Source organism: Streptococcus sp. 79 (assembly GCF_013277425.1).
Classification (GTDB): Bacteria; Bacillota; Bacilli; order Lactobacillales; family Streptococcaceae; genus Streptococcus; species Streptococcus pseudopneumoniae.
Map to the genome: position 1 here is coordinate 1 of NZ_VMMW01000112.1, position 13,313 is coordinate 13,313.

The 13,313-nt window shown below is 39.2% G+C and carries 12 protein-coding genes and 2 pseudogenes; 6 read left to right on the forward strand and 8 right to left on the reverse strand.

Translation table 11 applies throughout. From position 1 onward, the window contains the following. Positions 1–18: 18 nt before the first annotated feature. Positions 19–231: pseudogene (locus HT729_RS11215) on the forward strand (DNA mismatch repair protein MutT); the annotation flags it as partial. 73 nt (positions 232–304) lie between these two features. Here the strand turns inward: HT729_RS11215 and HT729_RS12285 are convergent. Continuing rightward, a pseudogene (locus HT729_RS12285) lies at positions 305–534 on the reverse strand (hypothetical protein). Between the two features lie 287 nt (positions 535–821). Between HT729_RS12285 and HT729_RS11220 the strand changes: the two are divergent. Next, on the forward strand, positions 822–1,520 hold the full coding sequence (locus tag HT729_RS11220; RefSeq protein ID WP_023934042.1) for a hypothetical protein: 699 nt from the start codon (positions 822–824) through the stop codon (positions 1,518–1,520). Between the two features lie 70 nt (positions 1,521–1,590). Here the strand turns inward: HT729_RS11220 and dusB are convergent, their stop codons facing one another. After that, the gene (gene dusB, locus HT729_RS11225; RefSeq protein ID WP_023934041.1) at positions 1,591–2,571 is read right to left on the reverse strand and encodes a tRNA dihydrouridine synthase DusB; all 981 of its coding nucleotides are present in this window, start codon (positions 2,569–2,571) and stop codon (positions 1,591–1,593) included. After that, complete coding sequence (hslO, locus tag HT729_RS11230; RefSeq protein ID WP_023934040.1) at positions 2,558–3,430, reverse strand: Hsp33 family molecular chaperone HslO; 873 nt, start codon at positions 3,428–3,430, stop codon at positions 2,558–2,560. Before hslO ends, dusB begins: the two co-directional genes overlap by 14 nt. Before the next feature lie 164 nt (positions 3,431–3,594). Here hslO and HT729_RS11235 point away from each other — a divergent pair, with 164 nt between their 5' ends. Continuing rightward, positions 3,595–5,022, forward strand: coding sequence for a helix-turn-helix domain-containing protein (locus HT729_RS11235; protein WP_050208096.1), 1,428 nt, complete (start codon positions 3,595–3,597; stop codon positions 5,020–5,022). A gap of 133 nt (positions 5,023–5,155) precedes the next feature. Here the strand turns inward: HT729_RS11235 and HT729_RS11240 are convergent, their stop codons facing one another. The 4 genes from HT729_RS11240 to HT729_RS11250 all read right to left on the reverse strand — a co-directional run bounded on the left by HT729_RS11240 (position 5,156) and on the right by HT729_RS11250 (position 8,288). Continuing rightward, complete coding sequence (locus tag HT729_RS11240; protein WP_023934039.1) at positions 5,156–6,445, reverse strand: DUF6161 domain-containing protein; 1,290 nt, start codon at positions 6,443–6,445, stop codon at positions 5,156–5,158. Between the two features lie 9 nt (positions 6,446–6,454). Beyond that, positions 6,455–7,168, reverse strand: coding sequence for an adenine-specific methyltransferase EcoRI family protein (locus tag HT729_RS11245; RefSeq protein ID WP_345890467.1), 714 nt, complete (start codon positions 7,166–7,168; stop codon positions 6,455–6,457). Next, the gene (locus HT729_RS12640) at positions 7,107–7,364 is read right to left on the reverse strand and encodes an adenine-specific methyltransferase EcoRI family protein (protein ID WP_345890468.1); all 258 of its coding nucleotides are present in this window, start codon (positions 7,362–7,364) and stop codon (positions 7,107–7,109) included. Before HT729_RS12640 ends, HT729_RS11245 begins: the two co-directional genes overlap by 62 nt. An 84-nt stretch (positions 7,365–7,448) precedes the next feature. Next, entirely contained in the window at positions 7,449–8,288 is an 840-nt protein-coding gene (locus HT729_RS11250) for an EcoRI family type II restriction endonuclease (RefSeq protein WP_172932028.1), read from the reverse strand. A gap of 317 nt (positions 8,289–8,605) precedes the next feature. Here HT729_RS11250 and glpK point away from each other — a divergent pair, with 317 nt between their 5' ends. From glpK to HT729_RS11265, 3 genes are all read left to right on the forward strand, one after another. After that, positions 8,606–10,114, forward strand: a complete 1,509-nt coding sequence (gene glpK / locus HT729_RS11255) for a glycerol kinase GlpK (RefSeq protein WP_050141917.1) — start codon at positions 8,606–8,608, stop codon at positions 10,112–10,114. A 41-nt stretch (positions 10,115–10,155) separates the two neighbouring features. Next, positions 10,156–11,982, forward strand: a complete 1,827-nt coding sequence (gene glpO, locus HT729_RS11260) for a type 1 glycerol-3-phosphate oxidase (RefSeq protein ID WP_000395969.1) — start codon at positions 10,156–10,158, stop codon at positions 11,980–11,982. A gap of 69 nt (positions 11,983–12,051) precedes the next feature. Next, positions 12,052–12,756, forward strand: a complete 705-nt coding sequence (locus HT729_RS11265; protein ID WP_000980824.1) for an MIP/aquaporin family protein — start codon at positions 12,052–12,054, stop codon at positions 12,754–12,756. Positions 12,757–12,924: 168 nt separating this feature from the next. Here the strand turns inward: HT729_RS11265 and HT729_RS11270 are convergent. Beyond that, positions 12,925–13,313, reverse strand: a 389-nt coding sequence (locus HT729_RS11270) for an IS630 family transposase (RefSeq protein ID WP_172932029.1), incomplete at its 5' end; no start/stop codon positions are given.

Genomic DNA, 13,313 nt, shown 5'->3' on the forward strand with positions numbered 1-13,313 from the left:
TTAAAGCCTGATTGACCGCTCCAAGGCCGTCTCGACTGGAATCCGACCTTCCTTTATCTGCTGGAGGAGGAGTTCACTGTCTATGAAGGGACTGAACTGGTCAATCTCATCAACCCCGGTCGTCCAATCGTCAGCAATAACTTTCTCGTAAAATACGGAGAATATGTAGAAGAAGTTGGACTCAAACGAGTGCCTAAAAAGAAACCAAGAAAAACCTATCGATTGAAATAAAAAACGAGGTCGGGATAAAGTTCCTGACCTCTTTGTTTGCCTTTATTAGTTTGCTTTGCTGTTGCGACTGTTTTTAGGGATAGTTATCTTTCTTAGAATTGCTCAACATGTGAGTAAAAAGTCTTTGTATCGATACTTGAGATATTTTTCGTGTAGGAATAACAAAGCTATATAGAAAATCATAAAGACTGTGGTCAGATAGAAGATATCAAACGAAGTTTTGCCATAGTGAGTTGCGGATTTATAGGAACCAATTGCTCCCAAAATCAACCAAGGAAGATACTTGAAATACTTATTTAGTATAAGAGTGCACTTCCTATATTCTATTTCACTGTTATTATATTCCTTTGCAGCTAAATATGTAAGCGATTAAATAAGAGCGATTTAAAAAATTTTAAACAAAATAGGAATTTTTCTCTGTTTTTTCTATTAGATTACGAATAGAAGAGTAGGAGGAGTAAAGGTGTTTAAATTATGTGAGATTTTTAAAATAGTTTAAATAAATTATTGACATATTTAAATCTAAATGTTACAATTCCATTACAAAAAGATTTCTTTATATTTCTAAAATATTACAAAGGAGTAGAAAAATGAAAAAGAAAACCTATATCAAATTGATGGTAGCAACTGTATTGGCTTCTACCTTGCTACTGGGAGCTTGTGGAAATAAAAAGGAAACAACTCAAGCAAGCAGTTCTGCTAAGATAAGCCAGTCATCAAGCTCTAAAGCAGCCTCTTCTAGCAAAGAAAGCAAGACTCAGAAGTCCTCAACTTCAGCTTCATCTGAAAAGGCCAAGGCATCTACTGATCAATCTTCAGCAACTGCAAGGCCATCACAAGTGGCACCTGCACCAGAGCAAAGACAAGGTCAAGAAGTGTCTACTCAACAGGCAGCTAGTCAACAAACTCCTGCTCAGGCTCCTTCAACTCAACAGGCTCCTCAATCCCAGTCTAACCAATCAAGCTATGATCCTACAACTGACCGCAAACTTCAAGACAAACAAGCAGAGCAAAATAAACGCTACAAGGGTGTTTTAACCATGGTAGATGGTGATTTCTCAGCTGCAGCGGGCAATTGGAAGGGAGCAAATGGCGAAACCATCACAGTTTCATCAGGAGGTCAATTCACAGTAGAATCTGCTGATGGAAAGAAAGAAAACTACTCTATCAGAGGCTACTCTTATACTCTTGATGATGGCAAGTATAATGCCAAAATTGGTGGAGGAAAAATCATCCAAATTACAACAGGAGCGGATGGCAAGGTTTCCAGTGTTGCTTTGAGTCAATAATAACCCTTAGTATTTGAATTTTTACAGTCAAAAACCCGTAACCTTTAAGAGAGTTACGGGTTTTGGTCTATTAAGCCTTATCCAATTGCAAGAGGGCTTCAATCTCTGCTAGGGTGCTAGCTTGCGAAATGGTTCCACGGAGTTTGGCAGCGCCAGATGTTCCACGGAGATAGTGAGGAGCGAGGCCACGGAATTCACGAACTGCGACGTTTTCTCCTTTGAGGTTAATCAATCGTTTCAAATGTTCGTAGGCGATTTTCATCTTATCTTCAAAGGTCAAATCAGGTAGGATTTCTCCTGTTTCAAAGTAATGGTTGATTTGGTTGAAGAGGTAGGGATTTCCCATGGCAGCGCGGCCAATCATGACTGCATCAGCACCGACTTCTTCAATGCGTTGTTTGGCTTCTTGAACTGTACGGATGTCACCGTTGGCGATGAATGGAATCTTGGTCAGAGCTTGGGCAACCTTGTGCAGGGTCTCAAGGTCTGCGTGACCTGTATACATTTGCTCACGGGTACGGCCATGCATGGCGAGGGCAGAAACACCTGCTGCTTCAGCAGCGAGGGCATTTTCTACTGCAAGAGACGGGTCAGCCCAGCCGGTACGCATCTTGACAGTAAGTGGAATATCAAGGATAGATTGGACCTTGTTGATGATAGAGTAAATCTTATCTGGATCCTTGAGCCACATAGCGCCAGCTTCGTTCTTCACGATTTTGTTGACAGGGCAGCCCATGTTGATATCGACGATATTGGTTTTGGTGTTTTCTTGGATGAATTCTGCTGCGCGTGCGAGGCTGTCTTCATCACTACCAAATAGTTGGATAGAGACAGGGTTTTCGCCTTCGTCGATATGAAGCATGTGCAGGGTTTTTTCGTTGTTGTATTGGATTCCCTTGTCAGAGACCATTTCCATGACAACGAGTCCAGCTCCGAGCTCTTTTGCGATGGTACGAAAGGCTGAGTTGGTGACACCAGCCATAGGTGCTAAAACGGTACGATTGGGAATCTCAACATTGCCAATCATAAAAGGTGTATTAAGATTTGTCACGAATGAGTTCCTCCAGGTCCTTTTCATCAAAGTTGTAAGTAGTTTGGCAGAATTGACAAGTGATTTCTGCCCCGTGGTCTTCCTCTTTCATTTCCTGTAAGTCTGAGCTTGGAAGGCTGGCAAGAGCGTTCATAAAGCGTTCATGGCTACAGTCACATTGGAAACGGATTTCTTCTTCAGAAAGACGCTTGTAGGCTTCGTCTCCGTAGATAGCCTTGAGGAGGGCTTCGATATGGTCGTCGCTTTCGAGAAGAGTAGAGATAGCTGGCATTTCTTGGATGCGTTTTTCAAAGCGAGCAATCTCTTCTTCCTTGGCTCCCGGCAAGACTTGAACTAGGAAACCACCAGCAACCTTAACCTTGTCTTCTTCGTCCAAAAGGACATTGAGGCCGACTGCAGAAGGGGTTTGTTGGCTTTCTGTTAGGTAGAAAGCAAGGTCTTCCCCAATCTCTCCAGAGATGAGTGGGGTCAAGGAAGTATAAGGATTTCCAATGCCGTAGTCTGTGATAACGAGAAATTGACCATTTCCAACGAAAGGTCCGACTAGAACTTCACCAGTTGCGGTCTTTTTGATGTCAACGCCAGGATTTTGAACATAGCCTTTGACGTTCCCCTTGGTATCTGCGACCGTGATAATGGCCCCTAGAGAGCTAGAACCCAGCACCTTAACTGTTAGTTTAGTATTTCCTTTTTCATTGGCTGCGAGAATCTGGCTGGCGATAAGAGTTCGACCAAGCGCTACAGTTGAGCTAGCTTGGGTTTTGTGTTTTTCTTGAGCAGTACGGACGGTTTCTGTGCTATCAAGGACAAAAGCACGAAAGGCTCCGCTTTCTGATATAGTTTTAATAATTTTATCCATAGCTACTATTTTAGCATAAAAATGCCCAAAGAGGGAGCCGTGTGTTTACTGATTTTCAGGATAATGGACTAGGAAATCAGCAGGTAAATAAAAAGAGAAACAGATTATTTCAGCATTTGTAAGATTTATGCTATGCTTAAGGTAGAAAATGAAAGGGGTAACAAATGTATTTAGGAGATTTGATGGAGAAGGCCGAGTGTGGTCAATTTTCAATCCTTTCCTTTCTATTACAAGAGTCTCAGACGACCGTCAAGGCTGTAATGGAAGAAACAGGATTTTCAAAAGCAACCCTAACCAAATATGTCACCCTGCTCAATGACAAGGCTTTGGATAGTGGTTTAGAGCTGACTATTCACTTAGAAAATGAAAATCTGCGCCTGTCGATCGGTGCAGCTACCAAGGGGAGAGATATTCGGAGCTTATTTTTGGAGAATGCTGTTAAATACCAGATTGTGGTCTATCTTCTCTACCACCAACAATTTTTAGCCCATCAGCTGGCTCAAGAATTGATGATTAGCGAGGCTACGCTTGGGCGTCACTTGGCTGGTTTAAATCAGATTTTGTCAGAATTTGATTTATCCATCCAAAATGGACGTTGGCGAGGTCCAGAGCATCAGATTCGCTATTTCTATTTCTGTCTTTTCCGCAAGGTCTGGTCTAGTCAGGAGTGGGAAGGTCACATGCAGAAACCAGCGAGAAAGCAGGAAATTGCTACACTAGAAGAAATCTGCGGTGCAAGTTTGTCTTCGGGTCAGAAATTGGACTTGGTTCTCTGGGCTCATATCAGTCAACAACGTCTTCGGGTCAATGCTTGTCATCTCCAAGTCATAGAAGAAAAAATGCGAGGGTATTTTGACAATATTTTCTACCTTCGTTTGCATCGAAAGGCTCCGTCCTTTTTTGCTGGGCAACACCTCCCTCTCGGAACTGAGGATGGGGAGATGATGATATTCTTCTCTTTCCTCCTATCTCATCGCATTCTTCCTCTTCATACTATGGAGTATATCCTTGGTTTTGGAGGACAGTTGGCAGGTTTACTGACGCAATTGATTCAAGAAATGAAGAAAGAGGAGTTACTGGGGGATTATACAGAGGACCATGTCACCTATGAACTCAGTCAGCTTTGTGCTCAAGTCTACCTCTATAAGGGCTATATTTTACAGGATCGCTACAAGTACCAGTTAGAGAATCGTCATCCCTATTTACTGATGGAACATGATTTTAAAGAGACAGCAGAGGAGATTTTTCATGCTCTACCTGCCTTTCATCAGGGGACAGATTTAGATAAGAAGATTCTCTGGGAATGGCTGCAGTTAATCGAATATATGGCTGAAAACGGTGGCCAGCATATGCGGATTGGTCTGGATTTGACATCTGGTTTTCTTGTCTTTTCAAGGATGGCAGCCATTTTGAAACGGTATTTGGAATACAATCGTTTTATTACCATTGAAGCCTATGACCGAACTCGGCATTATGATTTGCTGGTTACCAATAACCCGATTCATAAGAAGGAACAGACACCAGTCTATTATTTAAAAAACGACTTGGATATGGAAGATTTGGTAGCGATTCGCCAGTTATTGTTTAGTTAAAGAAGATGGCAAAAAAACTCAATTTTAGGAGAAAAAGAAGTAAAATTTTCTGCAATAAAACGCATATTATCGAGTCTTTTCAACACTTGACAATATGCGTTTGTTTGACTTTAAATTCTTTTTGCTCAGCCTTTTATTTTATATTCTTAGACAAAATTGCTAGAATTACCTCGTTATCATTTGTGTTATCTACTTTAATAAGACCTGTATCAATTCTACTAAATAATGAATTAATAATGATTAGTCTTTCCTCTTTATCAATATTTGTACCAGCATAAGTCAAAGATTGATAAAATCTAGTTAAAGCTGCTTTCTGTTTGTATTCGGTGGCTAAATGATGATTTGACATTACGATTTTTACCAGTATTCTAATTATATAGATAAAGAAAGAAATAACAGAAATAAATACGAATGATTCTGAAAGAAAAGGAATTTCTTTGATGATATCTAAAGAATAATTATGTATAACTGTAATTAATTTTGTCGAAGTAAAAATTAAAGCTAGTACAGTTACAATAAGGATGATAGTCCAATTTCTAGCCTGCTTTATATATTCTGTAGCACGTTTATTCCAGAGTTGTTCGGGTGCCTCCAATGATAGTTTATTCTTATAAGTCTCCTCTAAATGTTCAAGTTTATCTTTCTTTTCCTTTTGCCAACGATTTATTGAGCTTTGAAACTCTTTTAATTCTATGGCCTTATCATCAAATTGTTGTTGAATATCATTGTATCTGTTTTCGATAAAAGAGGTAATTTCTTTATATTGTTCATTAGAATTATCAGAAATTTCTTGTAACTTACTGGTTAATGGATATATAATATTTTTTTCAAAGTCGAATATATTTTCCCTAATATTAGAGAACTGTTTTCTAAGTAAATACAGAGCCGGATAGAATTGGTATGGATAAGAGCTTGAAAAATAATTGCCTATAGAACTTATATTCTTAGAGAGATAGATGTAACTTCTTATCGCTTCTGTAAGATTGTCTGTTGTTTGCTCTATATAGAATGAAACAAAACTCTTTATTTTTCGAATTTCTAAATCTTTATCAATAGGTGAATCAATTGATAGTATGTAAACAAGCTTCCCTTGCTCAGTAGTTTCACGACTACTTGACAAGTTATAATAAAGATAGTTATTTATAGTATCCGTATTTAAGTCGTCAATCTCAGAAAGAAATTTCCTTATGCCATTTATCTTATTATTCATGATTTGCCAATTTGAATAATAATTAGATGGTGCTTTTTCTGAAACAATCTTCCAATAGTCAAAATTAGTTTTTATTACTTTTTCAATTTGATCAAAAGTAAACATCGCTTCACGTTCGTTGAAGTTTATAGTATTGTTACTGTTAATTGTAAATCGAAATAAAATTTTATCATCCAAAAAATTAGATATTTGTTTGCTCGTAAAACTCATCATACTACCAGCCTATTTAGTCGTTTGAAACTTCTTATTTTTAATTAATATCCTAAAATAAGTGCTCTTACCATTTATTGATAAATCTTTTCCGTCATCTCCTTTTCGGAATCCAACAATTTCAAATTGATTTGGATTAAACTTATGAAGAAAAGTTATTGGAACTCCCATAACTCCTCGATAATCATAAGGAATATCTACTGTTTTATTGATATTGATACCGTTGTAATTATCGTAGGTTAAATATTGGTCTTCATTATTTTTATACTTTTTGGTAAGAATAATGTCCTCGTGCCTTTTGAAATTATCTAAATTTGTTAGCCATAAACAGTTATTAGGGGAAACAATTCTTTCACCACGTTCATTTATAGTGGTTTCTGTCCCATAGAGTTCATAGTGGTCTGGAACGATAAATCCAGAAATACCACGTCCCATATTTATCCCCATCCAAACTTTATTGTTTTCTATGAGTTTAAAAGTTTCTTTGTAAGTAATAGCATTAATATTGCCAATGATTAAAAATTGTTTATCATATTGAACAACTTGTGCAAGGAAGTCTCTGAAAAGTGAAAATGGTGGATTTGTTACCACTATATCTGCTTCTTTTAATAGTTTCATACTTTCCTCACTGCGGAAATCACCGTCACCTTTAAAAAATGTCACGTCATTTAGACTGGGAATAATGACCTCTTCTTTTTTCCCCAGTGTATTCATAGTAAAAGCCATTTGAAATTTCTGAATTTAAGCTAAATAAATCAAATTGTTGTTCGATATAACAGGATGCAATCAGCTTTTTCAAACCAAGTTCATTAAAATTTTGAGCAAAATATCTATAAAAATTGCTAGTTCTGGGGTCATCACAATTGCAAAATATAATTTTGTTTTTGAAATGTACCTTGTAATGATGTAACTCCCTATCTATATCTTGTAGTTGAGTATAGAACTCATCATTTTTATTTTTTTTTTTGCCTTTCTTAAAAAATCATTTTCGTTTTTTCTCATTATCTTATTCCATACTCCTTGTTAATTGGTTAAAAATATCGCTTCCCAAAACTTTAAGAGACGTCTTAGCAACATCTAACATTATATTAAACATTTCCTGAGGATTCCAGTGACTTCCATCACCAGTTGTATAGATAGAGGTTGCTTGAAGCATTATTGATTTGTCTTTATTTTTTATAAATTTATTTTTGCACAAATTAGTATTGATTGGCATGCCGTAATTGGCAGCAGTTAGTCTGTCTAAGCGGTTTAGTATTCCTGAGTCATGTTCAAGTATAACAGACCGTCCGTCTGGCCGTATTACAGAGATAGTTTGCGTTAAAAAATTAGAACCTTCTAGAAAAATAATATAAGGGAAGTGTTCCTCGGATAGCATAAAATTTGCTATTTCAGCAATATTTTTATGTGAGTGTTCAATAGCATTTCCGGCAGCCATTAAATCTTGGTCGTTGTTTTTTCCTACTAGTTTACCTGATTTAATATTTTCAATATCTTTTCCTTGATGTTTAGCTTCTGTTACTAGAACTACACGCCAACTGCCTGAATCATCTTTTACCTCAATGATACCGCCGTCAGGAATAATACTTGCATTCTGTGTAAATAAAGTTTTTCCTAAATCTTTATCTAGCTTACTAAGATAATGATTAATCTCCTTTTTACTAACTGATTTTCTAAATCTAAACTCTAACATCGGATATAATTCCTCTAGTTTCGATTTTACTAGATGAGAGATAGTGCCTACGGCAATATCATGAGATTTTGCATCTTCTCCGAATATACCTACTACTCCTCTTGAATCTTTATGTTGGTTAGTTAGACGATTAGATTGATTCTTTTTAGCCATAAAATTCTCCCCTTTTTTATATTTTGAGGTGTTTTTAGTTATTAACAATATTATATCACACTATGAATGGGTATTAAATAATTGCATTATGTAAACTTTTCATATCGTAAATCTTAGCAAAAATACTCTTATTAGCTACTTCTTCATTAAAATAGGTTATTAAATCTAACTTTTGAGGCCTTTTTTGTGAAATTCACACAATCTCCTCACATTTTTTTAAAAATTAAAAAAAGTTGATAAACAAGAAAGCGCTTTATTTTGTATACTAGTAAATGTAAAGAGGAAACACCTCAAGATCTTTATCAGGAGGACAGCACATGTCACAAGAAAAATACATCATGGCCATTGACCAGGGAACTACAAGTTCTCGTGCCATCATTTTCAACAAAAAAGGGGAAAAGGTTAGCTCGAGTCAAAAGGAATTTACGCAGATTTTCCCTCAGGCAGGTTGGGTAGAGCACAATGCCAATGAAATTTGGAATTCCGTCCAGTCTGTTATTGCTGGAGCTTTCATCGAAAGTGGTGTGAAACCAAGTCAGATTGAGGCAATCGGGATTACCAACCAACGTGAAACAACGGTCGTTTGGGATAAGAAAACAGGACTTCCTATCTACAATGCTATCGTTTGGCAATCACGTCAGACAGCTCCTCTGGCTGAACAGCTGAAAAGCCAAGGTTATGTGGAAAAATTCCATGAAAAGACTGGTTTGATTATTGATGCTTATTTCTCTGCTACCAAGGTTCGTTGGATTTTGGATCATGTAGAGGGCGCTCAAGAGCGAGCAGAAAAAGGGGAATTGCTCTTTGGTACTATCGATACTTGGTTGGTTTGGAAATTGACTGACGGTGCGGCTCACGTGACGGATTACTCAAATGCAGCTCGTACCATGCTTTATAACATTAAAGAACTCAAATGGGATGATGAGATTTTGGAAATTCTCAACATTCCGAAGGCTATGCTGCCAGAAGTTCGTTCTAACTCTGAAATCTACGGTAAGACAGCGCCATTCCATTTCTATGGTGGAGAGGTGCCAATCTCTGGTATGGCTGGGGACCAACAAGCAGCCCTCTTTGGACAGTTGGCCTTTGAACCTGGTATGGTCAAGAATACTTATGGAACAGGATCTTTCATCATCATGAATACTGGTGAAGAAATGCAGTTGTCTGAAAACAACCTCTTGACAACCATTGGTTACGGAATCAACGGTAAGGTTTATTATGCCTTGGAAGGTTCTATCTTCATCGCAGGAAGTGCTATTCAGTGGCTTCGTGATGGTCTTCGCATGGTTGAAAATTCACCAGAATCTGAAAAATATGCTCGTGATTCTCACAATGATGATGAAGTTTATGTCGTTCCAGCCTTTACAGGACTAGGAGCACCATACTGGAACCAAAATGCTCGCGGTTCTGTCTTTGGTTTGACTCGTGGAACAAGCAAAGAAGACTTTATCAAGGCAACTCTTCAATCAATTGCTTATCAAGTACGTGATATTATTGACACAATGCAGGTGGATGCTCAAACAGCTATTCAAGTATTGAAAGTGGATGGAGGTGCAGCCATGAATAACTTCCTCATGCAGTTCCAAGCTGATATTTTAGGCATTGACATTGCACGCGCTAAAAACTTGGAAACAACAGCTCTAGGAGCAGCCTTCCTAGCAGGTTTGTCAGTAGGTTACTGGAAAAACTTGGATGAGTTGAAACTTTTGAACGAGACAGGAGAACTCTTTGAACCATCGATGAACGAATCGCGCAAGGAACAACTCTACAAGGGCTGGAAGAAGGCTGTGAAAGCAACGCAAGTCTTTGCGGAAGTAGACGACTAATACTGGCAGAATAAAGCGATTTATTTAGAAGGTGTGTAAATATGGAATTTTCAAAGAAAACACGTGAATGGTCAATTAAAAAAATGCAGGAACGCACCCTGGATCTCTTGATTATCGGTGGAGGAATCACAGGGGCTGGTGTAGCCTTGCAGGCGGCAGCTAGCGGTCTTGAGACCGGTTTGATTGAAATGCAGGACTTCGCAGAAGGAACATCCAGCCGTTCAACAAAATTGGTTCACGGCGGTCTTCGCTACCTCAAACAATTCGACGTAGAAGTAGTATCAGATACGGTTTCAGAACGTGCAGTAGTACAACAAATTGCTCCACACATTCCAAAACCAGACCCAATGCTCTTACCAGTTTACGATGAAGATGGAGCGACCTTTAGCCTCTTCCGTCTTAAAGTAGCCATGGACTTGTACGACCTCTTGGCAGGTGTCAACAATACACCAGCTGCTAACAAGGTTTTGAGTAAGAATCAAGTCTTGGAACGCCAGCCAAACTTGAAGAAAGAAGGCTTGGTAGGAGGTGGAGTGTATCTTGACTTCCGTAACAACGATGCGCGTCTCGTGATTGAAAACATCAAACGTGCCAACCAAGACGGTGCCCTCATTGCCAACCACGTGAAGGCAGAAGGCTTCCTCTTTGACGAAAGTGGCAAGATTACAGGTGTTGTAGCTCGTGATCTCTTGACAGACCAAGTATTTGAAATCAAGGCCCGTCTGGTTATTAATACAACAGGTCCTTGGAGTGATAAAGTACGTAATTTGTCTAATAAGGGAACGCAATTCTCACAAATGCGCCCAACTAAGGGAGTTCACTTGGTAGTGGATTCAAGCAAAATCAAGGTTTCACAGCCAGTTTACTTTGACACGGGTTTGGGTGACGGTCGTATGGTCTTTGTTCTCCCACGTGAAAACAAGACCTACTTTGGTACAACTGATACAGACTATACAGGTGATTTGGAGCATCCAAAAGTAACTCAAGAAGATGTAGATTACCTACTTGGTATTGTCAACAACCGCTTCCCAGAAGCGAATATTACAGTTGCTGACATTGAAAGTAGCTGGGCAGGTCTTCGTCCATTGATTGCAGGGAACAGTGCCTCTGACTATAATGGTGGAAATAACGGTACCATCAGTGATGAAAGCTTTGACAACTTGATTGCGACTGTTGAATCTTATCTCTCCAAAGAAAAAACACGTGAAGATGTTGAGTCTGCTGTCAGCAAGCTTGAAAGTAGCACATCTGAGAAACATTTGGATCCATCTGCAGTTTCTCGTGGGTCTAGCTTGGACCGTGATGATAATGGTCTCTTGACTCTTGCTGGTGGTAAAATCACAGACTACCGTAAGATGGCTGAAGGAGCTATGGAGCGCGTGGTTGATATCCTCAAAGCAGAATTTGACCGTAGCTTTAAACTCATCAACTCGAAGACTTACCCTGTTTCAGGTGGAGAATTGAATCCAGCAAATGTGGACTCAGAAATCGAAGCCTTTGCGCAACTTGGAGTTTCACGTGGCTTGGATAGCAAGGAAGCCCATTACCTAGCAAATCTTTACGGTTCAAATGCACCGAAAGTCTTTGCCCTTGCTCACAGCTTGGAACAAGCGCCAGGACTCAGTTTGGCAGATACTTTGTCCCTTCACTATGCAATGCGCAACGAGTTGACTCTTAGCCCGGTTGACTTCCTTCTTCGTCGTACCAACCATATGCTCTTTATGCGTGATAGTTTGGACAGCATCGTTGAGCCAGTTTTGGATGAAATGGGACGATTCTATGACTGGACAGAAGAAGAAAAAGCAACTTACCGTGCTGATGTAAAAGCAGCTCTTGCTAATAATGATTTAGCAGAATTAAAAAATTAAGAAAAAATAAAAGAGGTGGAGGGTAGCAATCCTTGCCGCCCGCCCCTTCTTTTTAATGGAGACAGAAAGATGATGAATGAATTATTTGGAGAATTTTTAGGGACTTTAATCCTGATTCTTCTAGGAAATGGTGTTGTTGCAGGTGTGGTTCTTCCTAAAACCAAGAGCAACAGCTCAGGTTGGATTGTGATTACTATGGGTTGGGGGATTGCAGTTGCGGTTGCAGTCTTTGTATCTGGCAAGCTCAGTCCAGCTCATTTAAACCCAGCTGTGACCATTGGTGTGGCCTTGAAAGGTGGTTTGCCTTGGGCATCAGTATTCCCTTATATCCTAGCTCAGTTCGCAGGGGCCATGCTGGGTCAGATTTTGGTTTGGTTGCAATTCAAGCCGCATTATGAGGCAGAAGAAAATGCAGGCAATATCCTGGCAACCTTCAGTACTGGACCAGCCATCAAGGATACTGTATCAAACTTGATTAGTGAAATCCTAGGAACTTTTGTATTGGTATTGACAATCTTTGCTTTGGGACTTTATGACCTTCAAGCAGGAATCGGAACCTTTGCAGTGGGAACGTTGATTGTCGGTATCGGTCTATCACTAGGTGGTACAACAGGTTATGCCTTGAACCCTGCACGTGACCTTGGACCTCGTATCATGCACAGTATCCTTCCAATTTCAAACAAGGGAGACGGAGATTGGTCTTACGCTTGGATTCCTGTTGTGGGACCTGTTATCGGTGCAGCCTTGGCAGTGCTTGTATTCTCACTTTTCTAGTTTATACTCTTCGAAAATCTCTTCAAACCACGTCAGCGTCGCCTTACCGTACTCAAGTACAGCTTGCGGCTAGCTTCCTAGTTTGCTCTTTGATTTTCATTGAGTATTAGAAAACAATTATTTTGATAGAGCCTGAGATGGAAATCTCAGGCTTTTTTCTTTTAATACTCAATTGTTTTCAAAAAGCAACCTTTTCCATTGTCTGCTGACAGTGGACTTTAAAACGCTTTTTTCCAGTCCTTGAATAACTTCTTGAAGCTTATCAATGACGGCTTCCAATGTTTGGAAAGCCTTATTTTTGAAACCTCGTTTTCGAATTTCTTTCCAGACTTGTTCAATAGGGTTCATTTCTGGTGTATAAGGTGGGATAAAAGCCAACTCAATATTACTTGGAATCTCTAAGGTACTTGATTTATGCCATATAGCATTATCCATGACAAGTAACATATAGTCATCTGGATAAGCTTGTGAGACTTGCCGTAGAAATTCATTGGTCCACTCAGGATTGCATCCTCCAGCAATGAGGAAAAAGGAATCTCCTGTCTGAGCATCTACTG

Excerpts from the sequence above, each read along its gene's own strand:
- HT729_RS11220 (WP_023934042.1), top strand. The coding sequence starts at position 822 with ATGAAAAAGAAAACCTATATCAAATTGATGGTAGCAACTGTATTGGCT.
- hslO (WP_023934040.1), bottom strand. The coding sequence starts at position 3,430 with ATGGATAAAATTATTAAAACTATATCAGAAAGCGGAGCCTTTCGTGCT.
- HT729_RS11235 (WP_050208096.1), top strand. The coding sequence starts at position 3,595 with ATGTATTTAGGAGATTTGATGGAGAAGGCCGAGTGTGGTCAATTTTCA.
- HT729_RS11240 (WP_023934039.1), bottom strand. The coding sequence starts at position 6,445 with ATGATGAGTTTTACGAGCAAACAAATATCTAATTTTTTGGATGATAAA.
- HT729_RS11245 (WP_345890467.1), bottom strand. The coding sequence starts at position 7,168 with ATGGCTTTTACTATGAATACACTGGGGAAAAAAGAAGAGGTCATTATT.
- HT729_RS11250 (WP_172932028.1), bottom strand. The coding sequence starts at position 8,288 with ATGGCTAAAAAGAATCAATCTAATCGTCTAACTAACCAACATAAAGAT.
- glpK (WP_050141917.1), top strand. The coding sequence starts at position 8,606 with ATGTCACAAGAAAAATACATCATGGCCATTGACCAGGGAACTACAAGT.
- glpO (WP_000395969.1), top strand. The coding sequence starts at position 10,156 with ATGGAATTTTCAAAGAAAACACGTGAATGGTCAATTAAAAAAATGCAG.
- HT729_RS11265 (WP_000980824.1), top strand. The coding sequence starts at position 12,052 with ATGATGAATGAATTATTTGGAGAATTTTTAGGGACTTTAATCCTGATT.